This window comes from Streptomyces sp. ISL-96 (assembly GCF_018614035.1).
In the GTDB taxonomy this organism is placed as follows: Bacteria; Actinomycetota; Actinomycetes; order Streptomycetales; family Streptomycetaceae; genus Streptomyces.
This window is the reverse complement of sequence record NZ_JAGGPA010000006.1, coordinates 208,171-231,715: the sequence shown is the minus strand read 5'-3', so window position 1 is coordinate 231,715 and position 23,545 is coordinate 208,171. Positions and strand designations below refer to the sequence as shown.

Sequence of the window (23,545 nt, the reverse complement as noted above, 5' to 3'; positions counted from 1 at the left end):
TGCGCCGGTACGACAACGACGGATCCCGAGCGCCCTACGGTTCCGGGATTCCGGCAGGTTCCGGCACTGCCTCCAGGGCCCTGGAGAGCCGTTCCAGTACGCGTACCGTCTCGGCGAAGGCCTCGTTGCCCAGCTCGGCTCCCAGGCGGGCCGCCAGTGCCGAGTGGCCCGGCTCGATCTTGCGGATGGCCTCTCGGCCCGCGTCCGTGGGGCGCAGCAGCTTGGCCCTGCGGTGGGCGGGATTGGGGGCGTACTCCGCGAGGCCCTTGGTGACGAGCAGGTCGGCGATGCGCTGCACGCTCTGGCGGGTGATCCCCATGGCGCGGGCGATCCCGGCGACGGGCAGCGGCTCGTGGAGGACGGCGCCGATGACCTGCCACCAGGCGGCGGTCAGGCCGGCCGGGCGGGCCAGTTCCTCGGAGATCGCGAGGAACTGGCCGTTGAGGCGGAAGGCGCTGAGGGCGGTACGGCTCAACAGCTCCTGCTCCGGGGTGGCGCTCACGACTCCAGCACCTCGAAGGCGGACGCGTCCGAGTCGTGGAAGAGGCGGTACCAGGCGTCCAGCTTCTCGCCCTCGTACACGCCGAGGACGGAGAAGACCTCGCGCGCGAACGCGACCGGTTCGGTGGGGCCGGCGGTGATCAGGAGGCCTTCGTCGTCGGTGACGGCGTCCGCTTCCTGGTAGTGCTCGCCGCCCTTGTAGCCGGTGGCCGCCAGGTAGAAGGAGGCGGCGCTCGTGTGCGCGCGGTCGTCGAGCAGGCCTTCGCGTGCCAGGCCGGCGGTCGCGCCGCAGATGGCGGCCACCGGCACGCCCGCGTCGAGGAACGCGCGTGCTTTGCGGGCGAAGGGGGCGAGGTCGTCGGAGCCCGCCGCGGCAGCGGCTGGTGTCACAGTCCAGAGGCCGGCGCCGGTGAGGATCAGCAGGGCGCTGTCTTCGGGGTTTACGTCGTCGAGCGTGAGGTCGGGCTGGATGCGTACGCCGCCCATGGTGGTGACGGGGGCGTCGGTCGCGGCGACGGTCTTGACGGTGTAGCCGTTCTGGGTGAGATGGGCGGTGGTGTGGCCCGTCTCCCAGTCGGCGAAGGTGTCGTAAACGGCGAGGTGCACGGTCTTGTCTGCCATGGCGATCTCCTGGGCTCGATGCGCTATGGCAGCATGCTGTCATATTGACACCTTGCTGTCAATGAGTGGTCGACACCCTGCCCACCAAAGTGGCGCAGTCCATACAAGGTGGCCATGTCAGCTCCTGCCTGCGCGTCTCTACCCTGGGGCCATGACCCCTCATGTCGACCCCCGGGCCGGCGCCGCCGTGAAGGCCGCCGACCGCGCGCACGTGTTCCACTCCTGGTCCGCCCAGGGACTGATCGATCCGCTCGCCGTCGCCGGCGCCGAGGGTTCGTACTTCTGGGACTACGAAGGCAACCGCTACCTCGACTTCACCAGCGGCCTCGTCTTCACCAACATCGGCTATCAGCACCCGAAGGTCGTCGCGGCGATCCAGGAGCAGGCCGCGAAGCTCTCCACCTTCGCGCCCGCCTTCGCCGTCGAGCCGCGCTCCGAGGCCGCACGCCTCATCGCCGAGCGCACCCCCGGCGACCTCGACAAGATCTTCTTCACCAACGGCGGCGCCGAGGCCATCGAGAACGCCGTCCGCATGGCCCGTCTGCACACGGGCCGCAACAAGGTGCTGGCCGCCTACCGCTCGTACCACGGCGGTACGACGACCGCGATCAACCTGACCGGCGACCCGCGCCGCTGGGCCTCCGACAACGGCACGTCGGGGACCGTCCACTTCTGGGCGCCGTTCCTTTACCGGTCGGCCTTCTACGCCGAGAACGAGGCGCAGGAGTGCGCCCGCGCGCTCCAGCACCTTGAGGACACGATCACCTTCGAGGGGCCGGGTGCCATCGCCGCGATCGTTCTGGAGACGATCCCCGGTACGGCCGGCATCATGACGCCGCCGCCCGGCTATCTCGCGGGTGTACGCGAGATCTGCGACCGGTACGGCATCGTCTTCGTCCTCGACGAGGTCATGGCGGGCTTCGGCCGTACGGGCAAGTGGTTCGCCTCCGAGCACTTCGACGTCGTACCGGACCTGATGACCTTCGCGAAGGGCGTGAACTCCGGTTACGTGCCGCTGGGCGGCGTGGCGATCTCCGGCGCGATAGCGGAGACCTTTGAGAAGCGGCCGTACCCGGGGGGTCTGACGTACTCCGGCCACCCGCTGGCGTGTGCGGCCGCCGTTGCCACCATCCAGGTGATGGAGGAGGAGCGCGTCGTCGAGAACGCGGCGCACATCGGCGAGACGGTCATCGCCCCGGGGCTGCGCGAGCTGGCGGAGCGGCACCCGAGCATCGGTGAGATCCGCGGTACGGGCATGTTCTGGGCCCTGGATCTGGTCAAGGACCGCGAGACGCGGGAGCCGCTTGTGCCGTACAACGCGTCGGGGGCGGCCAATGCCCCGATGGCGGCGTTCGGGGCGGCCTGCAAGAAGAACGGCCTGTGGCCCTTCATCAACATGAACCGCACGCATGTGGTCCCGCCGTGCAACGTCACCGAGGCGGAGGCGAAGGAGGGCCTGGCGGTCCTCGACATCGCACTGTCGGCGGCGGACGCACACACGACGGCTGCCTGACGGGCGTCGGCCGTGCGCGGGCGGGGCGCTCCCATTCCCTGTCTGCGCACGGCCCTTCGGCAGGTTCCCGGCCGCACCGCCTAAGGTGTCCGGAACCATACGAAGGGGAAAGACTCCATGCCCGCGAGCGGACCTGTCACCCGCAATACCCTGCGGCAGCAGATAGCGGACGCGCTGCGTGACGAGGTGCTCGCGGGGCGTTTGCGGCCGGGCCAGGAATTCACCGTCAAGCAGATAGCCGACCAGTACGGGGTCTCAGCGACGCCCGTCAGGGAGGCGCTCGTCGACCTGGCGGCGCAGAGCCTGCTCGACTCCGACCAGCACCGCGGCTTCCGCGTCCGCGAGATCTCCGTGGCGGACTTCCGCGGCATGGTCGAAGCGCGTGCCCTGATCGCCGGCGGCATCCTCCGCAAGGTCGCCGAAGGCGGCGGGAGCGGCACGCGTGGCGACGTACTCATGGCGATCAGGCGCAGGGCGGACGAGGCGGCGCGGGCGGCCCGCGCGGGGGACCTGGACATCTTCATCGCGTACGACCTGCGCTTCTGGCGCGAGCTCGGCGCCCTCATCGAGAACCCGCACATCTCGGGCTTCCTGCATCAGCTGAGACTGCGCTGCTGGGTCTTCTCGGTCCCGTACCTGCGCGGTGATCCGGACGCCAGGGAGCGGGTGTGGAAGGACCACGCGGAGGTCGTGGACGCGGTGACGCGGGGGGACGCCGAGGCGCTGCGGGAGGTCATCGGGGCGTATCACGCGCTGCTGCTGGCGTGGGCGGAGCGTCTTGAGGGCGGCGACCGCGGTTAGCGGCGAGCCTGCCGGCGTGCGACGAGGACTGTGCGCGGCGTCCTGGTAGCACTACGCTGCCTGGACTGTCGCAACCAGTGGAGAGCGAGCCGTACGTGGCCTGTGACCTGTGGCTGGTCCCCCTCGTCGATGTGCTGTGCCACAGCCCCGACAACCCCTTCGCCGAAGAGATCACGTCGTACGACAAGGCCCTGACCGACGCGGGCCTGCCGACCGTTCCCGTATTCGCCTACATGCCGGGCCTCTCGGGCGACGTCGCCCCGGTGGCCGGCTTCGACTACGACGCCCTGCACTTCCTGCGGCGCGCGTACCTGCTCCAGCTGCGCGGGCTGGAGGTTACGCCGGTGGACGCCCTGGGCGGCGACTACGAGCAGCTTCTGGAGATGTTCGAGTCGACGGCTCAGCAGTCGCACCTGGTCTGGCACTACGACCACGCGGGCGCGTACGTCCCGGTCGACTACGCGGCGCCCCTGTCCAACGAGGAACTCCTGGCGGGCGGCGGGCCGCTGGGCTCCACGCAGGGCCTTCTGCGGGAGCTGGAGTTCGTCGCCCCTTCGATCGGCATCGACCCGGCGAACCCGCCGTCGGCGCCCCGGCCGCCCGAGCGCCCGACCACCCTGGAGGAGCCGGCCGACGCTCTTCCGTACGACGAGAGCCCCTTCGCCCGCGAACGCCACGTCTGGCTGGGCCTGCACGCGGCGGCGACGAGGAGCCTGGGCCAAAACTCCATGATCATCTTCAGCTGACCGCGCGCCGTTACTTCCATCCCCTCCCCGGCCCCCTCCAGCCCCTCCGGCGTTTGAGGAGCGGGGTCTGGGGCGGAGCCCCTCACGCGGCGGAGCCGCAAAATGTCACAGCGGGAAGGGGCGGGTAGGGGAAAGCCCGCCGCAGGCGCCTGTGAGCCCCGGGGGACCCCTCAGCGCGGCGACTCCGGGGGCCGCTGGCGCGGCATGTTCGGCCGCGTCCCCGGCGGCAGCGTGTACCGCCCGCCAGAGGCACCGAAATCCGGCCGAACAGCGCCCGGCCCGCCCCCCGACTGCATAACCATCGGCGCGGGCCCCGCCCGGAACTCCACCATCCAGTCCGCCGTCTCCGAACGCACCAGCTCCGAGATGTCCTCCGAGAACCGCCGCAGCACGCTGAGGCAGCGCTCGGCCGCCTCACTGGCCGTCCCCTCGGTGGGCCCCAGCATCTCCCGTACGCTCTCCGACGCCCAGTCGAACTGCAGCGCCTGCAACCGCCGCTGCACCGCCTGCGCCGTGGCCACGTCCCTCATCCACCCCGACGTCAGCCCGAAGTACCGGTCGCAGGCCACGCACGCCGCTGCCAGCAGCAGCGGCAGGTAGCCCCAGCCCGCGGCGCCGTCCACCGCCCCCGCCAGGTCGACGAGCGGCAGTGCGGCCCCGGCGATCACCCCGGCGGCCGTCCCGGTGCGCAGCGCGCGCGCCGCGCGGCGCTTGCGGGCCCGGTCGGCGAGGTACCAGTCGGCCGTGTGCAGGGCGCCCGCCTCCACCCACCGGTAGAGCTCGTCGAGACGCTCCGCCGGCTCGCCCCAGTCGCCGAGCGGAAACGGCCTGCCGGTCAGATCGTCCTCGTCGTGCGACTGCTCGGTGGCACCCCCGCCCTCCTTCCGGGCGGGCCCCTCGGGCTGCATCTCCGGCTGGCTCACCGGGCACTCCTCTGCGCTTGCGCTCTGTCCGTGACATCGCGTGAAGTGGTGTGACGTTGCGCAAGTCGCGACGCGCGCATACGCATGCCCTTCCTACCGCCGAATGGTGGGCCGTGCAGCAGATATACCGGTATTTCCGGCTGGAACCACGGCGTGGTCAGGTGTAGGAGCCCGAAAGTCTCACTCGAAAGAGTCGCTTCGTACGGCATGGGGCACGGCGCCCGGCGAACACGTAGGCTCGGCTTACGGAAACAATCGTCGTCGAAGTGCCAGGAGTGACCGTGATTCCCGGTGGTGGCCAGCCCAATATGCAGCAGCTGCTCCAGCAGGCCCAGAAGATGCAGCAGGACCTCGCCAAGGCGCAGGAGGAGCTCGCGCGTACGGAGGTTGACGGCCAGGCCGGCGGCGGCCTCGTCAAGGCGACCGTCAACGGCTCGGGAGAGCTCCGTGGCCTGGTGATCGACCCGAAGGCGGTCGACCCCGAGGACACCGAGACCCTCGCGGACCTGGTCGTCGCCGCCGTCCAGGCAGCCAACGAGAACGCGCAGCAGCTCCAGCAGGAGAAGCTCGGCCCGCTGGCCCAGGGGCTGGGCGGTATGCCGGGGCTCCCCTTCTAAGGCGGCCCCGCAGCAACTACCGTACGTACCAGGCAGGACCGGCAGGGCAAGGAAGGCAATCCGTTGTACGAAGGCGTGGTCCAGGACCTCATCGACGAATTGGGCAGGCTGCCCGGCGTCGGTCCCAAGAGCGCGCAGCGGATCGCCTTCCACATCCTCCAGGCCGAGCCGACCGATGTACGCCGCCTCGCCCATGCCCTCCTGGAGGTCAAGGACAAGGTCCGTTTCTGCGCGGTGTGCGGCAACGTCGCGCAGGAGGAGCAGTGCGGGATCTGCCGTGATCCGCGCCGCGACCCGGCGGTCATCTGTGTCGTCGAAGAGCCCAAGGATGTCGTCGCGGTCGAGCGGACGCGCGAATTCCGCGGCCGCTACCACGTCCTCGGCGGGGCCATCAGCCCCATCGAGGGCGTCGGCCCCGACGACCTGCGGATCCGCGAGCTGCTGGCGCGGCTCGCGGACGGTGCCGTCACCGAGCTGATCCTGGCCACCGATCCCAACCTGGAGGGGGAGGCCACCGCCACCTACCTCGCCCGGATGATCAAGCCCATGGGTCTGCGGGTGACACGCCTGGCCAGTGGACTCCCCGTCGGGGGAGATCTTGAGTACGCCGACGAGGTCACGCTGGGCCGTGCCTTCGAGGGGAGACGATTGCTCGATGTCTGACGCCAACGCAAAGCTGCTGCACGCGGTCGCGCAGGATCCGGACGATTTCGCCGTCCAGATCGCCGACCAGATCGAGAGCTTCATCGTCGCGGTCACGGAAGTGGCGAAGGGCGACGAGCCGGACAGTGCTGTCCCGTTCCTGCTGCTCGAGGTGTCCCAGCTCCTCCTCGCGGGAGGCAGACTGGGCGCGCACGAGGACATCGTTCCCGACGAGCGGTACGAGCCGGACCTCGGCCCGGAGCCCGACCCGGACGACCTGCGGCAACGTTTCGCCATCATGCTCGACCCGATCGACGTGTACTCCGAGGTCTTCGACCCGTACGAGCCGCGCAAGGCGCCCGTCGCCTGCCGCATCTCGGACGACCTGGCCGACGTCATCACCGACCTGCGCCACGGTCTGGCCCACTACCGGGCGGGCCGCACCACCGAAGCGCTGTGGTGGTGGCAGTTCTCGTACTTCTCCAATTGGGGCTCCACCGCCTCCGCCTGCCTGCGCGCCCTCCAGTCGCTGGTGGCGCACGTCCGCCTCGACCAGCCGTTGCAGGAGCTGGACGGCCTGGACACGGACGAGGACCTGGGCGAGGAGGACCTGGAGAAGGAAGCGGGCAAGGTCATGGCCGAGGAGCTCGCGGGCCCGCTGGGCCTGCGTACGGCGACCTGAGGCGCTCGGGCTCCGGCTCGCGCTCGGGCTTGCGCCTGCGCTTGTGACGTGTGAGGAGGGCCACGTTCCGCGTACCGGGAGTCGTCCGGGGCAGGCATCCTCACCGAGCGGGCAGGGCCGTCCCATGATCGTATGGTGAGCGGGACATCTCACCATGCGATATAGCGTGGGCGGTCCCGGTCCGCTCGGTAAACTGAGCCGACCGCAGTAATGACTAACGAGGAGCGCACGTGGGCCTTGTCGTGCAGAAGTACGGAGGCTCCTCCGTTGCCGATGCCGAAGGCATCAAGCGGGTCGCCAAGCGAATCGTCGACGCCAAGAAGAACGGCCACCAGGTCGTTGTCGTGGTTTCGGCGATGGGCGACACGACGGACGAGTTGATCGATCTCGCCGAGCAGGTATCCCCGATCCCTGCCGGACGTGAATTCGACATGCTGCTGACAGCGGGTGAGCGCATTTCCATGGCCCTGCTGGCCATGGCGATCAAAAACCTGGGCCACGAGGCCCAGTCGTTCACGGGCAGCCAGGCAGGTGTCATCACCGACTCGGTCCACAACAAAGCGCGCATCATCGATGTCACGCCGGGCCGGATCCGCACCGCCCTCGACGAGGGCAACATCGCCATCGTCGCCGGGTTCCAGGGTGTGTCCCAGGACAAGAAGGACATCACCACCCTCGGCCGGGGCGGGTCGGACACGACCGCGGTCGCCCTCGCGGCGGCGCTGGACGCCGAGGTCTGTGAGATCTACACCGATGTGGACGGTGTCTTCACCGCCGACCCCCGGGTCGTGAAGAAGGCCCGGAAGATCGACTGGATCTCCTTCGAGGACATGCTGGAGCTCGCCGCCTCCGGCTCCAAGGTGCTGCTGCACCGCTGCGTGGAGTACGCACGCCGATACAACATCCCGATCCACGTCCGCTCGTCCTTCTCCGGACTGCGCGGCACCTGGGTCAGCAACGAGCCGCAAGGGGACCAGCAGGTGGAGCACGCCATCATCTCCGGAGTCGCCCATGACGTCTCCGAAGCCAAGGTCACCGTCGTCGGTGTGCCGGACAAGCCGGGCGAGGCCGCGGCGATCTTCCGGTCCATCGCGGACGCCGAGATCAACATCGACATGGTCGTGCAGAACGTCTCGGCCGCGACGACCGGTCTGACCGACATCTCCTTCACCCTTCCCAAGACCGAGGGCCGCAAGGCCATCGACGCCCTGGAGAAGGCGAAGAGCACGATCGGGTTCGACTCGCTTCGTTACGACGACCAGATCGGCAAGATCTCCCTGGTCGGCGCCGGTATGAAGACGAACCCGGGTGTTACGGCCGGCTTCTTCGAGGCGCTGGCCGACGCGGGCGTGAACATCGAGCTGATCTCGACATCCGAGATCCGCATCTCGGTCGTGACCCGCGCCGACGACGTCAACGAGGCCGTGCGCGCCGTCCACTCGGCCTTCGGCCTGGACAGCGACTCCGACGAGGCAGTCGTTTACGGCGGCACCGGAAGGTGACCCGCCAGTGACGGACAAGCCGACGCTCGCGGTCGTCGGAGCGACCGGGGCCGTCGGCGCCGTCATGCTCCAGATCCTGTCGCAGCACGCAGACGTCTGGGGCGAGATCCGACTCGTCGCCTCCCCGCGCTCGGCCGGCCGCAAGCTGGTCGTGCGCGGTGAGGAGACCGAGGTTCTGGCGCTGTCGGAGGAGGCCCTGGAGGGCGTCGACGTCGCCATGTTCGACGTACCCGACGACGTGGCCGCGCAGTGGGCGCCGGTCGCCGCCGCCAAGGGCGCGGTGGTCGTCGACAACTCCGCGGCCTTCCGGATGGACCCGGATGTTCCGCTGGTCGTCCCCGAGGTCAATCCCCATGCCGTACGGGTCCGCCCGCGCGGCATCGTGGCGAGCCCCAACTGCACGACGCTCTCGATGATCGTGGCGGTGGGCGCGCTGCACGCCGAGTTCGGTCTCGCCGGGCTCGTCGTCTCCTCGTACCAGGCGGTGAGCGGTGCCGGCCGGGGCGGCGTCGACACGCTGCGCACCCAGCTCTCGCTCGTCGCCGGTACGGAGCTGGGTACGCACCCGGGCGACGTACGACGGGCGGTGGGCGACGACACCGGGCCCTTCGCCGCGCCGATCGCGCTGAACGTGGTGCCGTGGGCGGGGTCGCTCGCTGACGACGGCTGGTCGTCGGAGGAGATGAAGGTCCGCGCCGAGTCGCGCAAGATCCTCGACCGTCCCGGTCTGCCCGTCTCGGTCACGTGCGTACGGGTGCCGGTGCTGACGACGCACTCGCTGGCCGTGCACGCGCGCTTCGAGAACGAGGTGTCGGTCGACCGGGCGCACGAGATCCTGGCCACCGCGCCGGGTGTGGTGCTGTTCGACAACCCGGCGGCGGGGGAGTTCCCGACGCCGGCCGATGTGGTGGGTACGGACCCGACGTGGGTGGGGCGGGTGCGGCGGTCACTGGACGACCCGACGGCGCTCGAACTCTTCGTCTGCGGCGACAACCTCCGCAAGGGCGCCGCGCTGAACACCGCGCAGATCGCCGAGCTGGTGGCCGCCGAAATCGGGACGGCGTAAAGCGGAACCCCACTTGGAATCTGTGAACGCCTTGTGAGCAAGTGGAAGTCTGGACTACTTGAACTGGGGCGTTAGGCTGTTCGAATATTCGCTCCCCGCCTTACTGCAACCGGCAGTTGGGAGGGGAGCGTCTTTGCGGTCGCCCCCGGCAAAGCGCCACGACAAATGGGGCATTCAGGAGGGCGGGTGCGCATGTGGGCGTTTGTAACACCGTCAAAAGCGGTGCCTCGCGCGTACAACCCTGTCGGGGGGAAGCGTGTCCAACAGGCGTGGCAACAGAGGTTCTCGACATCACAGCGGTCCCGGCTCGTGGCGCGGCAGTGCGCCCGCTCCGCCGGCCCCGCACGCCCGGCGGCATGCCGGTGATCGCCCCCATGCCGACGGCTCGTACTGCCCGCATACCGTCCCCGCGCGAGGGCGCTGAAGAGGCCATGACCGCGGGCGCCACAGTCGACCACCTGACCGAGACCTATCGGGCCCATTACCGCTCACTGCTGGGGCTCGCGGCCCTGCTCCTCGACGACACGGCCTCCTGCGAGGACGTCGTCCAGGAGGCGTTCATACGCGTGCACTCCGCCCGCAACCGCGTGCGCGACCCGCAGAAGACACTGGCCTACCTGCGCCAGACCGTCGTCAACCTCTCCCGCTCGGCGCTCCGGCGCCGCATTCTCGGGCTGAAGCTGCTTTCGAAGCCCATGCCGGACATGGCGAGTGCGGAGGAGGGGGCGTACGACCAACTGGAGCGTGACGCGCTGATCAAGGCGATGCGCGGGCTCCAGCGGCGTCAGCGTGAGGTGCTGGTCCTGCGGTACTTCGCGGACATGACGGAGGCGCAGTGCGCCGAGACGCTGGGCATATCCCTGGGCTCGGTGAAGGCGTACGGCTCGCGGGGTATCGCGGCGCTTCGCGTCGCCATGGAGGCATCGGCATGAGCAGCAAGCAAGAGCGGCACGGGCCGGACGGGCCGTTGAACGACCTGACTGGAAAAGCGACTGTGAACGACGGGCCGAACGACGAGCGCGACGAGCTGGGCAAGGACGACGCCCCGGCCACGGAGCCGGAAGCCGAGGCGGGCATCGAGCCGGAAGCCGAGCCGGCCACGGAGTCGGCCACCGAGCCGGCCATCGCCCCGACCACCCACCCGACCATCGACCTGGGCATCGACGACGGGTTCGGCTCCGACGAGCTGGCCCTGCGCCGGATGCTGCGCGGCGCCGTAGAAGAACTTGAGCCCTCGCAGGACGCCCTGGACCACCTGCGCAAGGCGGTCCCGGCCCGGCGCGCGAGGCGGCGCCACACCATCGTCGGTATGGCGGCCGCCGCACTCTTCGTGAGTACGGCCGTCCCCGCCTTCGTCCACGTGGCGAACTCCGGCGACGCGGCCGACGCCCGCCCTTCAATAGCGGGCCACGGGCAGGAGGCGCACGGTGGCACCGGCTGGGAGAAGGGCGTCAAGGACGGCAAGAAGGACGCGGAGAAGCCGTCCGGGAAGTCGACGTCCAAGAGGGACAAGGAAAAGCAGAAGGACGAGAAGAAGGGCCCCGGCAAGGGCTCGCCGGGCACCAGTAGGGACCGTGGCACGAGCGGTGGCGGCACCGGCACCTCGGACAACGTGCCCGTGTCCGCCCCGACGTGCGGCGCGAGCCAGCTCTCGGCCCTCTCGGCGGGTACGACAGCGGCCGACGCCGAGGGCAAGGTGTACGGAACGTTCCGGGTCTCCAACATCTCGGAGATGGCGTGTGTCGTCGCCGGCAGCGGCGCGGTGACTTTCCAGGCGATGGGCGCGGCCGACCCCACCCGCATCAACGTCGTCGATCACACCTCGGGTGACGCGGCGGCCGGCCTGCCGGACCCGTCCATGGAGACGACCGGTCTGCTGCTGGAGCCGGACATGTCGTACCAGGTGAAGTTCGCCTGGGTGCCCACGGAAACCTGCCCGACGACCAGCGAGCCCTCCCCCGACCCCACCCAGCCGACGGAGCCCCCCGGCACGGGTACGACGGGCGGCAGCACGGGAACCGGTGACGGCGGCGGCGCAGGCGGTGGAGCCGGCGGCAACGAGGGCGAGATGGAACCCGGCATGGAGCCGCAACTCGGCACCGAGGACGGCGGCACGGCGGACGGCAGCGTCTCGGTGAGCCTCACGCCGGAGGCGGGCGCGCTGTCCGCGACGGCGACGGTTCCGAACGCGTGCGCGGGGACGATCTACCGCACAGGCGTACTGGCGTAGCCGTAACGACGGAGCGGGAAGGAAGCGGGGCGGGCGCAGCCGGAGACGGCGCCCGCCCCGCTTCCACACCCGTCAGCGGGGAGCGCCACCCACCCTGGAGCCAACCCCCACAACTCCGTCGCCTTCTCCCCCTTCGTCCTCTTCTTCCTCTTCTTCCTCGGGGAGAATCCCGAGAGCGAGATCCCGGGCGGCCTCCGCCTCGCGGCGCAGGAGCCGGAACCACATGAAGAGAACGAAGCCGGCGAAGACGAACCACTCGCCGGTGTAGCCGAGGTTCTGGAAGGCCTTGAGGTCGAGACCGCTGCCCTGCGGCGCGACGGCGGGAACAGGCACCATGCCCGGACCACTCTCGCTGAGGGTGACCCAGGCGTCGTACACGTCGTACGGAACGAGATTGACGAGCGAAGCGGCGCTGATCATCCCCAGCTGCCCCTTCGGCAGCCCGCCGCTCGCGTGCACGCCGTCGGTGCCCGCGTTCTCGGACGCCTGGAGTGCCCCGGTGACGGTGACTTCGCCCGAGGGCGGGGCGGGGACCTTGGCCCCGGCGGGCAGCCAGCCGCGGACGACGGGCAGTGCCTTGCCGCCGTCCGTACGCAGCAGGGTCAGCACGTACGAGCCGCGCTTGCCGTCGATCTCCCGCTCGGGAACGACGAACTGCTCGGCGTATCGTCCGGTCGCGGTGGCGGGCCGCCCGGAGGTCTCTTTGTCGACGGGCAGCAGCTCGTCGAGGGGTACGGCGGCCTGCTTGCCCGGATCGGGCTTCTCCTCGGCGGCCTGGTGGGTCTCGACACGGTCTTCGAACCGTCCGAGCTGCCAGGACCCCATGAAGACGCAGAAGGGAATGGCCAGCACAACGAAGAGGTGGATCCCCCACCAGCGGGGCGTCAGCAGGAACCGGTACACCCCACTAAGGTACGGGCCCACCCCACTCCACTCCCATCCCGGGCCCCACCACACCCCGCTGCCCCGGCCCCGCGAGGCCCCGCGCAGCGGCCCCGCAGCCCGCACTCAGCAGCCCCATCCCGCCGCGCCCCCACTACCCCAAATGCCGAGCCGCGAAGTCGATCTCCAGCCGCACCTGCTTGATCCGCTCCTCCACCACCAGCGACCCGTGCCCCGCGTCGTACCGGTACACCTCGTGCGTCGCGCCCCGAGCCGCCAGCCGGTCCACGTAGTTCTCGACCTGCCGGATCGGACAGCGCGGATCGTTTACGCCCGCCGAGATGTAGACGGGCGCCCGCACCGCGTCGACGTACGTCAGAGGCGAGGAAGCCTCGAAGCGCTCCGGCACCTCCTCCGGCGTACCGCCGAGCAGCGTACGGTCCATCGACTTCAGCGCCTCCATCTCGTCGTGGTACGCCGTCACGTAGTCGGCGACCGGCACCGCTGCCAGCCCCACCGCCCACGCATCGGGCTGCGTACCGAGCCCGAGCAGCGTCAGATACCCACCCCACGAACCGCCCGCCAGCACCAGCTTCGCGGGATCCGCGAGCCCGGAAGAGACGGCCCACTCGCGCACCGCCGCGATGTCCTCCAGCTCGATCAGCCCGACCCGGTGCCTGAGCGCGTCCGTCCACTCGCGCCCGTACCCGGTCGAACCGCGGTAGTTGACGCGCACGACCGCATAGCCGTGGTCCACCCAGGCCGCCGGCCCGGCCGCGAAGGCGTCGCTGTCGTGCCAGGTCGGCCCGCCGTGAATCTCGAAGACGGTCGGGAAGGGCCCTTCACCCGTCGTAGGCCTCTGCACGAGCGCGTGAACCCGCCCACCGGGCCCCTCCACCCAAGCGTCCTCGACCGGCACTGACCCCGGCGCCTTCATGCCGGGCGGGTCGAGCACGACGCGCCCCGAGGTGGACCGCACCACCGGCGCCTCAGCAGCCGAGGACCACAGGTACTCCACCGACCCGTCCGGCCGGGCCGTCGCCCCCGACACCGTCCCGGACGGCGTCGGCACCTCCACCAGCTGCCGGGTGGCGAAGTCGTACCGCCACAGCTCGCTGCGCGCCTCGAAACTGTGCGAGACGAGCAGCGCGGAGCCGTCCGGATACCACTCGGCGGACACATCGCCCGGCAGCTCGATCCCGAGCTCGGTCTGCTCGCCCGACGCCACGTCCCACACCATCGGCTCCCAGCGCCCGCGCCGCTGATGCCCGATGAGCAGCCGGGTGTCACCGTCGACAGGAGCGAACCCGAGCACGTTCAACCCCAGCTCGACCTGACCACCTTCGGTGTCGTCCAGCTCGGCAACACCCGAACCGTCCAGTCGCATCACCCGCAGCGCGGAGTGCATGGCGTCCCCGTGCTCGGTGTGCTCGATCGCGATCAGCGTCCCGTCGTGCGACAGGCCCCCCACACCCGCCGACTCCCGGTGCCGGTAGATCTCGACGGGCTCGGAGCCCGGCCGTACGACATGCACCGTGGACCCGTCCTCGTTGGTCGAGCGCCCCACGACCGCGGTCCCGTCCCGCCCGAGCGCGAGCCCGGCAGGATACGAAGCCTCAAGCCCCGGCGCCGCGGGCTCATCCTCCCCACCCCCGAACGGCTGCCGCATCCAGACCCCGAACTCGTCCCCGTCCGTATCGCTGAACCACCAGACCGACTCCCCGTCGGGCGTCAGCACCCCGTCCGTGGTCCCGTTCGGCCGGTCGGTGGCCTGCCGCTGAGCCCCGGTAGCCCGGTCCCACGCGTACAGCTCGTACGTCCCGGTCGCATTGGAAACGAACAAGGAACGGTCCGGCGCGTCCTCGGCCCAATCGGGCAAGGAGACACGCGCCGCCCGAAACCGCTTCTCCCAGTCAGGCATGGACGTGGTCTTCTCAGTCATCCCCTCATTCTGCTCCGCCTCACTGACAGCCACTCTCCCGCTCCCGCAGACGGGTCAGTGCCGGGGCGCGGACTCGTGGGCCGTCGCGCAGACTGTGACGCCCGCGGCTGCGATCTGCCAGTTCACTGTCTCTCTTCGAGGTGGCCGGGCCCACCCCCGTGGAACCCGGCCACCTGCCTGGAAGAGGATCATGTGCCCAGGGCGTGGAGGACACCTGATCACAGAGAGGAACACTCTGGTGCGAGCAACTCCGTCAAGAACGTACACCCTGGTTGCGGGCGGTCGTCAACTAAAGTTGGTCGAAAGCCACCGCTTTCCACGCTCATCACGCACCAGAGTGGACACGGCGACGATCAAGACAAGGATGTACTGGACGTGACGGACGACGAGCCGCGCACCTTCGCGCAGTTGCTGGACTACCTGTTCCAACAGGTCCACCCGGAAAGTCGCGGACCTTACACGTACGCCGAGGTAGCCGAGGGCATCCGGGAGGCTTCGGGGGGCCAGGGCAAGGGGCTCACCGCGAGCGCGATCCAGCAACTGCGCACGGGTGCCAAGAAGAATCCCACGATGCACACCATCAAGGCTCTCGCCGACTTCTTCGGCGTACCCGCCGGCTACTTCGTCGACGAGGAGGCCGCCCATCGCACCCGAGCGGAGATCGCCGTCCTCGCCGCCATGCGGGACCGGAACGTCCGTACCGTCGCCCTGCGCGCCAACGGCCTGAGCACAGAGACCCTTCAGATGGTGACGGCGGTGATCGAGCAGGCGCGGATCCTGGAGGGCCTCCCCGGCGAAACCACTGCTAACACCCTCAACCTGGACGACTAGCAGCTCTCAGTACCCGGTCATTCAGCCAGAGGATGGAGATCCTCTTGGACCAGCCCGGGCATTCGCCTAAGCTTTCGAGCGATTCGGTGCCGGGGATTCCGGATCGCACTCCGGCCGTACGGGGTCACGCCTTCAGGGGCCACAGACCCGAGCAACGTCAGGACCGGACATGGACCTTGAGTGGCTTCGCCGCGAGTGCGAAAAGCGCGTGGACGCGCTTCGGCTCCCCCACCGCTTCAACACCCGGGACCTTTGTGATGCCGTGGCCAAGAAGCGCGGCCGTCCGATCATCCTCAGGCCACTGAACACGCTCGGCGCGATCGACGCGCCGTGCGGAATCCGCCTGGAGACGCCTGACGCAGACCTCCTTTTCTACGAGGAGGGAACGTCTGCTCTGCACCAGAACCACATACTCGCGCACGAGGTCAGTCACATCATCTGCGACCACCCCGGCAGTCTGGAGCTGGACGCCGACGCTTTCCGCGCCATCGGCTTCAACCCCACCCTCGTCCGGCGTATGAACGGACGTACGAGCTACTCCACGGACGACGAGCGCGAGGCCGAGATGATGGCCACCGTCATCCGGCAGCACATCTACCGCGGACGTGAACTCCCCTCCAGCGAGCCCGAGAAGGGCGCCGAGCGCTGGGAGGCCCTGTTCGCCAAACCGACCAAGAAGGGCCGTCGGCACCGATGATCGACCTGTTGTTCTCGGGGGTGGCCATCGTGCTTCTCCTCGCCGCCGGTTACTGGGTTCGCGGGCGAGGCGGTCACAGACCGACCGGCACGTGGGCCATGGCCGCGCTGCTGGTGTCCTTCGCCCTCGCCTTCGCCTCGTACGTGTCGTTCGTGCAGAGCGCCGCCGAAAGCGTCGTCCCCCACGTCGGCCGCCTCCTCAGCAACTCGTTCACGCTGGCCGCCGCGACCTCCGTCCTGGCGTTCATGCTCCAGCTCAATCTGGAGCCCGACGAGGCCAGGCGAAGCATTCGTCTGCGGGTGCTTTTCCTCGGGGTCTCCGTCGTCGGCATGGCGGCCCTGTTCGCCGCCGGGCAGATGAACGACCAGTCGCCCCAGCTGCACGCGCTCTACGTGCTGATCTACATCACGTATCTGGGTGTCACCGCGAAGGACTTCTGCAAGCAGACCTGGAAACAGTCCAAGCACTCACGGCGGAAGAGCCAGCGCATCGGACTGCGCATCACGGCCGCCGGCTGCGTCTTCGCGCTGCTGTACGCCGCGTACAAAGTGTTCGGCCTGGTATCCATAGGGCTCGAACTGGGCCTGCTCCCGCACGGCGTCCGGTGCTCCACGCCCATCAGTCCTGTCCGCTGCGTGTTCAGCGTGACAGCGCCCGCGCTGGCCGTACTCCTCATCACCCTGGGGCTCACGCTCCCGGCGGTCGTCTGGCCGTTCAGCCAGTTCCTGCGCCGCCGATGGGAGTCGCGGTCCTTCGCCGCGCTCGCCCCCCTGTGGGAGGACATCGCCGGCGCGACGCCCGAAGTCGTCCTGGCCCCGGCCGGATTCCACGAGGACGAGCGCGCGGACGACTCCGATTTCTTCCTCCACCGTCGTGTGATCGAGATCAACGACGGCGGGCTCGCCCTTCGCCCGCACCGTTCCCCGCGCGTCCAGGAGGACGCTGAGCGGGCCGTCACCACGCGCGGCCTGGCAGGCACCCCGGAAGGAGACGCGATCGTGGAGGCCGCGATCCTGCGAGCTGCCGTACACGCGAAGAAGACCGGGAGCGAACCGCAGACAGAAGCCGCACCGCCGGCCCCCAGGACCGCCTCCCGGGCGGGCAACCTGCGCGCCGAGACCGAGTGGCTGCTCCTGGTCGCCCGCGCCTACGCGCAGGACGAGATCGCACGTACCGTCACTGACGAACTGGCCTCTTCGGGAACGGACCCGCAAGCGTGAGCGACCCGTTGCAGGACCCGCGGTTCTTCGCCGATCCCTACCCGACCTACGCCCGGCTGCGAAACGCGGCGCCGGTACAGAAGGTGCCCACCGGTTCAGGAGGGCGCTACAGCTACCTGGTCACGGGTTACGCCGAGGCCCGGGAGGCATTCAACGATCCCCGGCTCTCGAAGAACACCACGCGGTTCTTCGCCGGGCGGCCGTCGCAGCGCGATCTCCATCCGGCCGTCTCCCAGAACATGCTTGCCACCGACCCCCCGCAGCACGCACGGCTGCGGGCCCTGGTGACGAAGGCGTTCACCACCGGGGCCGTCGCGCGGCTGCGCCCCTACATCGCCGGCCTGGTCGACGAGCTGCTCGACGCCTGGCCGGATCACGGACCGGTGGACCTCGTCGCGAGCCTCGCGGTACCGCTGCCGGTCACCGTCATCTGCGAGATGCTGGGGGTACCCGAATCAGACCGCCGGCTCGTGCGCACGTGGTCGAGCGATCTGTTCGCCGCAGGGGATTCCCGGCGGATCGACGCCGCCTCGCATGCGGTTGGCGACTACATGACCGACCTTGTCGCCACCAAACGCAGCAAGCCCGGCGAAAGCCTGCTCGACGACCTGATCGCCGTACGCGACGGCCAGGACCGGCTGACCGAGGACGAACTCGTATCGCTCGCCGTGCTGCTGCTCGTGGCCGGCCACGAGACCACCACCAACTTCATCGGCAACGCGGCCCTGGCCCTACTCCAACACCCGGAGTCACTAACGCAGCTGAGGGCGGAGCCGCAACTCCTCGGAAACGCACTGGACGAGCTGCTGCGCTTCGACTCGCCTGTCGGGATCGCCACGTTCCGCTACAGCACCGAAGCGCTGACGCTCGGCGGGACCGTGATCCCCGAGGGCGTTCCGGTACTCATCGCTCCCGGCGCCGCCAACCGCGACCCCGACCGATTCCCCGAGCCGGACCAGCTCGATCTCAACCGTGGTGCCACCGGGCACCTCGCCTTCGGCCACGGCATCCACAGATGCCTGGGAGCTCCCCTCGCCCGAGCCGAAGGCGAACTCGCACTCCGGGCGGTCATTTCCCGCTTCCCCGACGTTCGGCTGGCAGTTCCCGCTGAGGAACTGGAGTGGCGGCACACGCGGCTGATGCGCGGCCTCACCTCCCTGCCGCTCATGGTGTGACGACGAGGCCCACGGCAGCCGGATCACGCTGGTGCCAATTTCACAACTTGCCGGTGATGACTCCACGCCAGGTCCAGCCCGCGCCCAGGACGGTGTCCTGCAGGGGGTTCTTCAGGTCGGAGCTGTCGAAGGAGAACGTCTCGGTCGCTTCGAGGCCGCCGTCTTCGCCGCCGCCGAGCGTCCAGCGCTTCGAGACTGTATGTACCTGGCCACGTTGGGCCTCGGCAGCGATGGCCAGCCTGGGGGTGTCGCCGTCCCACGTGACCTCATATTGCTGGTCGAGGGAGCGGACTTCGTGCTTGTCCGGGACCAGGCGCATCCGGACCTGGAACACTCGACTCACCTGGGTGCGGACGAAGAAGGTCTGCCAGGCCGGGTCCAGCATGCGCCACTCGGCCACCAGGTCGGCGCCCTCCGCGCGGCCGTCCCGGATGACGTACGGGACGTCAGGGCGGTTGAGGCTGAGCAGAGCCGCGTGGACCTCAGCGGCGGATCGCGGGGCGACACCGTCGGCGGGGCGCTTGGTTCCGGTCAGCTTGTCGAAGAGTCCCATGAAATCAACCTATGAGGAGTCGGATTGGAGGGTGCAAAATCTGCCGCTTCCGCGGGGCGCGCTACGAAGCTGCGCCGGTGTCCGGGCGTACCGTGCGCACGAAGTCCTGAAAGTCGTCCAGGACGGCGGAGTGTTGGGAAGCGCTGGCCGTCAGGACCAGGCGGATCACCGCCCGCCGGCGCGGATCGGCAACGTCCAGCATGGAAAGGTACACCTGGGACTGGACGAGGTCGCGGCGTACGCCGCCGATGACGGCCGAGACGGCCAGCGTCTGCGTGAAACCGGGCGCATCCTCAGAACCGATCTCGCGGCGGCCGGTGACCACGACCGATGTGGCGGACTGGCGCAACCGCTCCACAGACTCATGGGCGATCTCGGACAGCGTCGCCTCATCCGGGCGGTACTCACCATCGATCGTGATGTTCGCGGTGAATCCGTCATCCGGTTGCGGATGCAGCGCGACGAACGCCGCGCCCGGTGCGCCGACTTCGTCCGGCGGTGCGGCGCGCCAGCCTTCCGGCAGTTCGAACTCGATCGGTACGGGCAGGGTCGTGGGCATCTCGGGCCCTCCTTACTACGGCAGTGTGCCTACGTCAGTGGGTCTGTGGAAGCGTGCATCAGAACAGGCTGCCGACCGCATCGCCGACCGCCCCGGCCGCATCTCCCACGGCGTCCGCCGCATCGCTCGCGGTGTCGGCGATCTTGTCCGGATCAACGGTGACCTCGAAGCCCAGCTCGCCGCCGAGCCCGACGGCGACGCCCGCCGTCGCGCCGATGTGCCACTTGCCGTCTGTGCCCTTGCCGAGAGTCGCCTCGGCCTCGGCCCCGATGCCGGCCCAGCCCTCGGCCGTCGCGCCCGCCCCGATGCCGCCGATGTCCGCGCCCCCCGCGACGCCGGCCTTCGCGCCGGCGAACGCCTCCGCGCCCGCCTGCAACCCGTCGCGGCCGGCCCCGGCGCTGACGCCGGCCTCGGCGCCCGCCTTGGCCTCCGCCCGTCCGTACACCCCGACGGGGCCGGCGTCGGCGCGGCCCTTGGCCGAGGCCTCGGCCCCTGCGAAGGCGCCGGCCTCGCCCCTGATGCCCTCGTTGGTGATGCCGCCGGCCGCGGAGGCCTTGGCGCCCACATAGGCTTCAGCCGCCCCGGCGAGTTGCATCGGGCCGTTGGTGAGCGAGCCCTCCGCGCTCGCGCGTCCGAGGTCGGCGTGCGCCTCCGCTTCGGCCAGCTTGCCGGCCCCGGTGTCGGGCCCGGATACCGAGGTCCCGACACCGGGGCCGGAGGCTTCGGTCTCGCCTTCGGCGACCCACCCGTCGGGCTTTGTGGGGGAGTCTTTCTTCTTCAGCTCGGCCGCGCGAGTGGCGTGGGCGTCGTCGAGGGAGGTGACGACCTTGGAGTTGAAGTCGCTTCGGCTTCCGCCGAGATCACGGCGCAGGGCCCAGCAGGCGGTCTCGTCGGCGTCGGCGGCGCGCTGCAGGACGCGCTCGAGGCGGCGGGCGAATGCCTCGCAGGCTTCCTGCTGTTCGCGGATGGCGGCCTGGCCATCGGGGTCGTGGCGGGCGCCGGTGTCCTGGGAGAGGTCGTAGCGCGGGGTGACGGTGCCGGTGGCGCTGACGTGGATGCCCTGCTCCTTGGCCTCGGAATCAGCGAGGCGATGGAGGTCGTCCTTGGCCTTCTTCAGCTCGGCGTGCAGTGACGTGAGAACGCCGGCGATGCCTTTCGCCTCTGTGTGGGCGCTCTCGAACTGCTGCTGGGCGGCGTGTACGTCGCTGCCGGCCTTGGCCGCCGTCAGGACCGGCTGGGTCCAGGCGGCCTCCCTGAAGGGGCGGACGACCTGGTCGCCGTACGCGGTATGCAACCGCTTGAACTTGCTGGCGGTCTCCTCCCAGCGGTCACCGGCCGCTGAGAGCTTGCTGAGTTTGAGGTGGTAAAGCTGCTCGTACGTCGGCATGAGCTCGGCCAGTCCCCCGTGGAGTCGTGAATCTTGTCAGACCGGCACTGGGGTGGCGGCGGCGGGCGGAGGGCCTGGTTCAGCCGAAGTCACTCGACAGAGAGTGCATGGTCTGCGCGTTCGCGGCTTCGGTGCGCTGATACAGCATTCCCGAAGCGCCGCACTGGTCGGCGAGGCTGTCGCAGTCGGCGACGAGTGCGGAGACCTGAGCCGACCAGGTCTCCGCCAGGCCGGTGAGCGCCCCGCCCAGCCTGCCGTCCCAGTTGCCCGTTCCGAAGTCCTGGGATGCCGAGCGCGTCTCGTCCACTGGATGAGCGCCGGCGGTTCGCGTCTGCCCCGCGATTCCGTGCGCGCCGGTGCCCGCCCGATTGAGCGCTGCCGGATCGTCGATTTCCGTACCGGCTGACACGCCGTATCCCCGATGTCTTGTTACGTTCCGCAGGAGCGGAAGGTATCGATATTGACGCGTACACGTCGACAGTGAGGCGAGTGTAGCCCCTGGCGGCTCACCGGTTGGCGGCGTAAGACCGCGACCCGGCGGTTTACTGCCGTGTGGCGCACAGTCGGTTCTCCCAAAGCGGGGCCGCACAACAGGTGACACCCACCGCTCAACGGCCAATCACGTACAAGGCCGTTGTCAGTGCCAGCCTTTAGGGTCTCAAGCGCGCGGTCGGCTTCCGGGGGTTCCAGCTCTGAAAGGAATGGTTGCATCCCCGGCCTGTCTGGGGGCGGCCCGGAGAATCGTCCGGGACCTAACCGACGGTCGGGCTTCGTCGATGGCCAGCAGATGACCTGCCAGAGCCGACCGCGCACCATCCCCACTCGTGGGCATCATCTGATCCGTAGCTCTAGCCTGATCGGTCAGTGACGGCCACTCCGGCCGCTACCGGGCCCCGGAGGGCCGCTACCGGACGCGAGCGATTGCTGGGGTTGCGGTACCTGGCTGCTGTAACGCAGGATCCCGACGGGGGTGACCATGGAACGGGCCTTGGCCCCGGATTTTGAACACGTCTATGCGGCTTGGGCCAGGGTAGTTGCTGCTGGACCTTGCGTATCCGGGCCGCGATCCCGACCTCGACGGCCTGCCGGGCAGGAGACCGGACTCGTCTTCACCTCGGCCGTGGGCACCAAGCTGGATGCCGCGAACGTCCGGCGTGAGTTCCGCAAGGTCCTCGCCCAGGCCGCGCAGATGCCCGGCATCGAGATCGAGCCTCACGAGTGGACGCCTCGGGAGACCCGGACGTCCTTCGTCTCGATCTTGTCGGACCGGGGTATCCCGCTCGAAGAGATCTCCCGGCTTGTCGGGCACTCCAGCACGGCCGTGACCGAGGAGGTCTACCGGAAGGAGATCCGTCCGGTGATCCAGACCGGGGCCATCGCCATGGACGGCATCTTCGGCACGCCGCCACCCCCGAAGCGGTAGTCACGCAGATAGACACGCACAAAGCCAGAGGGCCGGTACTGGAATCAGTACCGGCCCTCTGACCTGCTGCTTAGCTGTCGGGGTGGCGGGATTTGAACCCACGACCTCTTCGTCCCGAAGAAAGTACGGACAGCCCGCTGGCCTGCCCTACTTGGCTAAGCCCCGGGCCAGAGCGTTGGTCTCCGTTGGTTTGGCGTGGTGTCGACGAGGACGACTTTCATGATCCACTCCCCGCTCACTCCCCGGCACTCCCGGGGATACGCGAGCGGCGCCGGCACCCCCAGAGGGCGTCATGCGTTGCGGTTGTCGCCCTCGCGTCGGGCGCTGGGAAGCAGGAGGTCCCGCTCGGGGTGGTTCTCGCCAGAGACGCTGCCGTCCACGCCGAGATCCACGCGCGCCGATTCGTGGAAGCTGTTGATCGCCCGGAAGACGGCGCGGTTCCGCTGGCGCCATTCCTCTAGTGTCCCCTCGACCTTGCCGTTGGCCTGCCAGTCGACCTGGAGGGCGACGGCGTTCAGCTCGTGCGCCGCTTCCACCACGTCATCCCCAGCGAGGAGCATGATCCGCTCGAAGGCCCGGCCCCGGATGCGGCCGGCCTCGGACATCTCCGCCAGGATCTCCTGGTCGGGCTTGTCGCGATCGCGGAGGCCTTCGCGGCACTCGTAGAGGTGCACGGCGAGGAAGATGCACGTCCGGACGCTGTCGACGTACCCCTCGTACGCTTCGAGCTTCTTGCTGTCCCAGCGGGTCACCAGCTCGTGCTTCTTACGCTGCCGCTCCATCGCGTACGTCGTGAGGTGCGTCGTCATCGCGCCCAGCAAGACGGCGGCGATTGTGACCCACTGCTCTGCGCTTCCCATGCATCCCCCAGACGCGGCAGTCATGTAGACGTCTAGAGGATCTTAGGAGTGGGGACGGCACGCCTTGCCGTGAGGTTCAGACATGGCTGAAACATGGGAGTGTCACAGTCGACGTGGTGACGTTCACGCAGGTCATAGGGTTCTGTGACGCCGTGACCGCTGTGACACCCCC

At 69.4% G+C, this 23,545-nt stretch carries 24 protein-coding genes and 1 pseudogene; 15 read left to right on the top strand and 10 right to left on the bottom strand.

Annotation, left to right across the window (positions count from 1 at the left end):
* Nucleotides 1-34 precede the first annotated feature (34 nt).
* The gene (locus tag J7E96_RS05045) at nucleotides 35-502 is read right to left on the bottom strand and encodes a MarR family winged helix-turn-helix transcriptional regulator (RefSeq protein WP_215127843.1); all 468 of its coding nucleotides are present in this window, start codon (nucleotides 500-502) and stop codon (nucleotides 35-37) included.
* Nucleotides 499-1,122, bottom strand: coding sequence for a DJ-1/PfpI family protein (locus J7E96_RS05040; RefSeq protein WP_215127840.1), 624 nt, complete (start codon nucleotides 1,120-1,122; stop codon nucleotides 499-501). The genes J7E96_RS05045 and J7E96_RS05040 overlap by 4 nt, the downstream gene beginning before the upstream one ends.
* 151 nt (nucleotides 1,123-1,273) lie before the next feature.
* Between J7E96_RS05040 and J7E96_RS05035 the strand changes: the two genes are divergently transcribed.
* The 3 genes from J7E96_RS05035 to J7E96_RS05025 all read left to right on the top strand — a co-directional run bounded on the left by J7E96_RS05035 (nucleotide 1,274) and on the right by J7E96_RS05025 (nucleotide 4,182).
* On the top strand, nucleotides 1,274-2,635 hold the full coding sequence (locus tag J7E96_RS05035) for an aspartate aminotransferase family protein (RefSeq protein WP_215127838.1): 1,362 nt from the start codon (nucleotides 1,274-1,276) through the stop codon (nucleotides 2,633-2,635).
* Nucleotides 2,636-2,752: 117 nt separating this feature from the next.
* On the top strand, nucleotides 2,753-3,436 hold the full coding sequence (locus J7E96_RS05030) for a GntR family transcriptional regulator (RefSeq protein ID WP_215127836.1): 684 nt from the start codon (nucleotides 2,753-2,755) through the stop codon (nucleotides 3,434-3,436).
* A gap of 95 nt (nucleotides 3,437-3,531) precedes the next feature.
* Nucleotides 3,532-4,182, top strand: coding sequence for a hypothetical protein (locus tag J7E96_RS05025; RefSeq protein ID WP_215127902.1), 651 nt, complete (start codon nucleotides 3,532-3,534; stop codon nucleotides 4,180-4,182).
* A gap of 170 nt (nucleotides 4,183-4,352) precedes the next feature.
* Here J7E96_RS05025 and J7E96_RS05020 read toward each other — a convergent pair whose 3' ends face one another.
* Nucleotides 4,353-5,105 (bottom strand): SLATT domain-containing protein, encoded by a 753-nt coding sequence (locus J7E96_RS05020; protein WP_215127834.1) that lies wholly within the window; start codon nucleotides 5,103-5,105, stop codon nucleotides 4,353-4,355.
* 281 nt (nucleotides 5,106-5,386) lie between these two features.
* Here J7E96_RS05020 and J7E96_RS05015 point away from each other — a divergent pair, with 281 nt between their 5' ends.
* From J7E96_RS05015 to J7E96_RS04985, 7 genes are all read left to right on the top strand, one after another.
* Nucleotides 5,387-5,722 carry a YbaB/EbfC family nucleoid-associated protein gene (locus J7E96_RS05015; protein ID WP_215127900.1) on the top strand — a complete coding sequence of 112 codons (336 nt, stop codon included), beginning with the start codon at nucleotides 5,387-5,389 and terminating at the stop codon, nucleotides 5,720-5,722.
* A gap of 63 nt (nucleotides 5,723-5,785) precedes the next feature.
* Complete coding sequence (gene recR, locus J7E96_RS05010) at nucleotides 5,786-6,385, top strand: recombination mediator RecR (protein WP_028810454.1); 600 nt, start codon at nucleotides 5,786-5,788, stop codon at nucleotides 6,383-6,385.
* On the top strand, nucleotides 6,378-7,046 hold the full coding sequence (locus tag J7E96_RS05005) for a DUF5063 domain-containing protein (protein WP_215127832.1): 669 nt from the start codon (nucleotides 6,378-6,380) through the stop codon (nucleotides 7,044-7,046). Before recR ends, J7E96_RS05005 begins: the two co-directional genes overlap by 8 nt.
* 230 nt (nucleotides 7,047-7,276) lie before the next feature.
* Complete coding sequence (locus J7E96_RS05000; RefSeq protein WP_215127830.1) at nucleotides 7,277-8,548, top strand: aspartate kinase; 1,272 nt, start codon at nucleotides 7,277-7,279, stop codon at nucleotides 8,546-8,548.
* 7 nt (nucleotides 8,549-8,555) lie between these two features.
* Nucleotides 8,556-9,614 (top strand): aspartate-semialdehyde dehydrogenase, encoded by a 1,059-nt coding sequence (locus J7E96_RS04995; RefSeq protein ID WP_215127828.1) that lies wholly within the window; start codon nucleotides 8,556-8,558, stop codon nucleotides 9,612-9,614.
* Between the two features lie 356 nt (nucleotides 9,615-9,970).
* On the top strand, nucleotides 9,971-10,546 hold the full coding sequence (locus J7E96_RS04990; protein ID WP_251069444.1) for a SigE family RNA polymerase sigma factor: 576 nt from the start codon (nucleotides 9,971-9,973) through the stop codon (nucleotides 10,544-10,546).
* On the top strand, nucleotides 10,543-11,844 hold the full coding sequence (locus J7E96_RS04985; protein ID WP_251069403.1) for a hypothetical protein: 1,302 nt from the start codon (nucleotides 10,543-10,545) through the stop codon (nucleotides 11,842-11,844). The genes J7E96_RS04990 and J7E96_RS04985 overlap by 4 nt, the downstream gene beginning before the upstream one ends.
* Before the next feature lie 72 nt (nucleotides 11,845-11,916).
* On the opposite strand, the gene J7E96_RS04980 is transcribed toward J7E96_RS04985, so the two are convergent.
* Nucleotides 11,917-12,747 carry an SURF1 family protein gene (locus J7E96_RS04980; protein ID WP_215127824.1) on the bottom strand — a complete coding sequence of 277 codons (831 nt, stop codon included), beginning with the start codon at nucleotides 12,745-12,747 and terminating at the stop codon, nucleotides 11,917-11,919.
* Nucleotides 12,748-12,880: 133 nt separating this feature from the next.
* Complete coding sequence (locus J7E96_RS04975) at nucleotides 12,881-14,668, bottom strand: prolyl oligopeptidase family serine peptidase (protein WP_215127822.1); 1,788 nt, start codon at nucleotides 14,666-14,668, stop codon at nucleotides 12,881-12,883.
* 375 nt (nucleotides 14,669-15,043) lie between these two features.
* Between J7E96_RS04975 and J7E96_RS04970 the strand changes: the two genes are divergently transcribed.
* The 4 genes from J7E96_RS04970 (at nucleotide 15,044) to J7E96_RS04955 (ending at nucleotide 18,591) form a co-directional block, all read left to right on the top strand.
* Nucleotides 15,044-15,499, top strand: a complete 456-nt coding sequence (locus J7E96_RS04970) for a helix-turn-helix domain-containing protein (RefSeq protein WP_215127820.1) — start codon at nucleotides 15,044-15,046, stop codon at nucleotides 15,497-15,499.
* A gap of 169 nt (nucleotides 15,500-15,668) precedes the next feature.
* Complete coding sequence (locus tag J7E96_RS04965; protein ID WP_215127818.1) at nucleotides 15,669-16,196, top strand: regulator component; 528 nt, start codon at nucleotides 15,669-15,671, stop codon at nucleotides 16,194-16,196.
* Nucleotides 16,193-17,416 (top strand): MAB_1171c family putative transporter, encoded by a 1,224-nt coding sequence (locus tag J7E96_RS04960; RefSeq protein WP_215127816.1) that lies wholly within the window; start codon nucleotides 16,193-16,195, stop codon nucleotides 17,414-17,416. The genes J7E96_RS04965 and J7E96_RS04960 overlap by 4 nt, the downstream gene beginning before the upstream one ends.
* A complete protein-coding gene (locus J7E96_RS04955; protein WP_215127814.1) occupies nucleotides 17,413-18,591 on the top strand; it encodes a cytochrome P450 in 1,179 nt (392 codons plus the stop codon). The genes J7E96_RS04960 and J7E96_RS04955 overlap by 4 nt, the downstream gene beginning before the upstream one ends.
* A gap of 40 nt (nucleotides 18,592-18,631) precedes the next feature.
* Here the strand turns inward: J7E96_RS04955 and J7E96_RS04950 are convergent, their stop codons facing one another.
* The 4 genes from J7E96_RS04950 to J7E96_RS04935 form a co-directional block, all read right to left on the bottom strand.
* The gene (locus J7E96_RS04950; protein ID WP_215127812.1) at nucleotides 18,632-19,144 is read right to left on the bottom strand and encodes a hypothetical protein; all 513 of its coding nucleotides are present in this window, start codon (nucleotides 19,142-19,144) and stop codon (nucleotides 18,632-18,634) included.
* Nucleotides 19,145-19,205: 61 nt separating this feature from the next.
* On the bottom strand, nucleotides 19,206-19,703 hold the full coding sequence (locus J7E96_RS04945; protein ID WP_215127810.1) for a hypothetical protein: 498 nt from the start codon (nucleotides 19,701-19,703) through the stop codon (nucleotides 19,206-19,208).
* A 58-nt stretch (nucleotides 19,704-19,761) separates the two neighbouring features.
* Nucleotides 19,762-21,090 carry a hypothetical protein gene (locus J7E96_RS04940; protein ID WP_215127808.1) on the bottom strand — a complete coding sequence of 443 codons (1,329 nt, stop codon included), beginning with the start codon at nucleotides 21,088-21,090 and terminating at the stop codon, nucleotides 19,762-19,764.
* 79 nt (nucleotides 21,091-21,169) lie between these two features.
* The gene (locus J7E96_RS04935; protein ID WP_215127806.1) at nucleotides 21,170-21,499 is read right to left on the bottom strand and encodes a type VII secretion target; all 330 of its coding nucleotides are present in this window, start codon (nucleotides 21,497-21,499) and stop codon (nucleotides 21,170-21,172) included.
* Between the two features lie 681 nt (nucleotides 21,500-22,180).
* On the opposite strand from J7E96_RS04935, the pseudogene J7E96_RS04930 reads away from it, so the two are divergent.
* Nucleotides 22,181-22,513 (top strand): annotated as a pseudogene (locus J7E96_RS04930) (tyrosine-type recombinase/integrase); the annotation flags it as partial.
* Between the two features lie 290 nt (nucleotides 22,514-22,803).
* Here J7E96_RS04930 and J7E96_RS04925 read toward each other — a convergent pair.
* On the bottom strand, nucleotides 22,804-23,373 hold the full coding sequence (locus J7E96_RS04925; RefSeq protein ID WP_215127804.1) for a hypothetical protein: 570 nt from the start codon (nucleotides 23,371-23,373) through the stop codon (nucleotides 22,804-22,806).
* Nucleotides 23,374-23,545 lie beyond the last annotated feature (172 nt).

What these genes read in the sequence shown, in the direction of transcription:
- J7E96_RS04945 (WP_215127810.1), bottom strand. Translation starts at nt 19,703, where the DNA reads ATGCCCACGACCCTGCCCGTACCGATCGAGTTCGAACTGCCGGAAGGC.
- J7E96_RS05005 (WP_215127832.1), top strand. Translation starts at nt 6,378, where the DNA reads ATGTCTGACGCCAACGCAAAGCTGCTGCACGCGGTCGCGCAGGATCCG.
- J7E96_RS04940 (WP_215127808.1), bottom strand. Translation starts at nt 21,090, where the DNA reads ATGCCGACGTACGAGCAGCTTTACCACCTCAAACTCAGCAAGCTCTCA.
- J7E96_RS04975 (WP_215127822.1), bottom strand. Translation starts at nt 14,668, where the DNA reads ATGACTGAGAAGACCACGTCCATGCCTGACTGGGAGAAGCGGTTTCGG.
- J7E96_RS05030 (WP_215127836.1), top strand. Translation starts at nt 2,753, where the DNA reads ATGCCCGCGAGCGGACCTGTCACCCGCAATACCCTGCGGCAGCAGATA.
- J7E96_RS04990 (WP_251069444.1), top strand. Translation starts at nt 9,971, where the DNA reads ATGCCGGTGATCGCCCCCATGCCGACGGCTCGTACTGCCCGCATACCG.
- J7E96_RS04985 (WP_251069403.1), top strand. Translation starts at nt 10,543, where the DNA reads ATGAGCAGCAAGCAAGAGCGGCACGGGCCGGACGGGCCGTTGAACGAC.
- J7E96_RS04950 (WP_215127812.1), bottom strand. Translation starts at nt 19,144, where the DNA reads ATGGGACTCTTCGACAAGCTGACCGGAACCAAGCGCCCCGCCGACGGT.
- J7E96_RS05040 (WP_215127840.1), bottom strand. Translation starts at nt 1,122, where the DNA reads ATGGCAGACAAGACCGTGCACCTCGCCGTTTACGACACCTTCGCCGAC.
- J7E96_RS04960 (WP_215127816.1), top strand. Translation starts at nt 16,193, where the DNA reads ATGATCGACCTGTTGTTCTCGGGGGTGGCCATCGTGCTTCTCCTCGCC.
- J7E96_RS04925 (WP_215127804.1), bottom strand. Translation starts at nt 23,373, where the DNA reads ATGGGAAGCGCAGAGCAGTGGGTCACAATCGCCGCCGTCTTGCTGGGC.
- J7E96_RS04965 (WP_215127818.1), top strand. Translation starts at nt 15,669, where the DNA reads ATGGACCTTGAGTGGCTTCGCCGCGAGTGCGAAAAGCGCGTGGACGCG.
- J7E96_RS05035 (WP_215127838.1), top strand. Translation starts at nt 1,274, where the DNA reads ATGACCCCTCATGTCGACCCCCGGGCCGGCGCCGCCGTGAAGGCCGCC.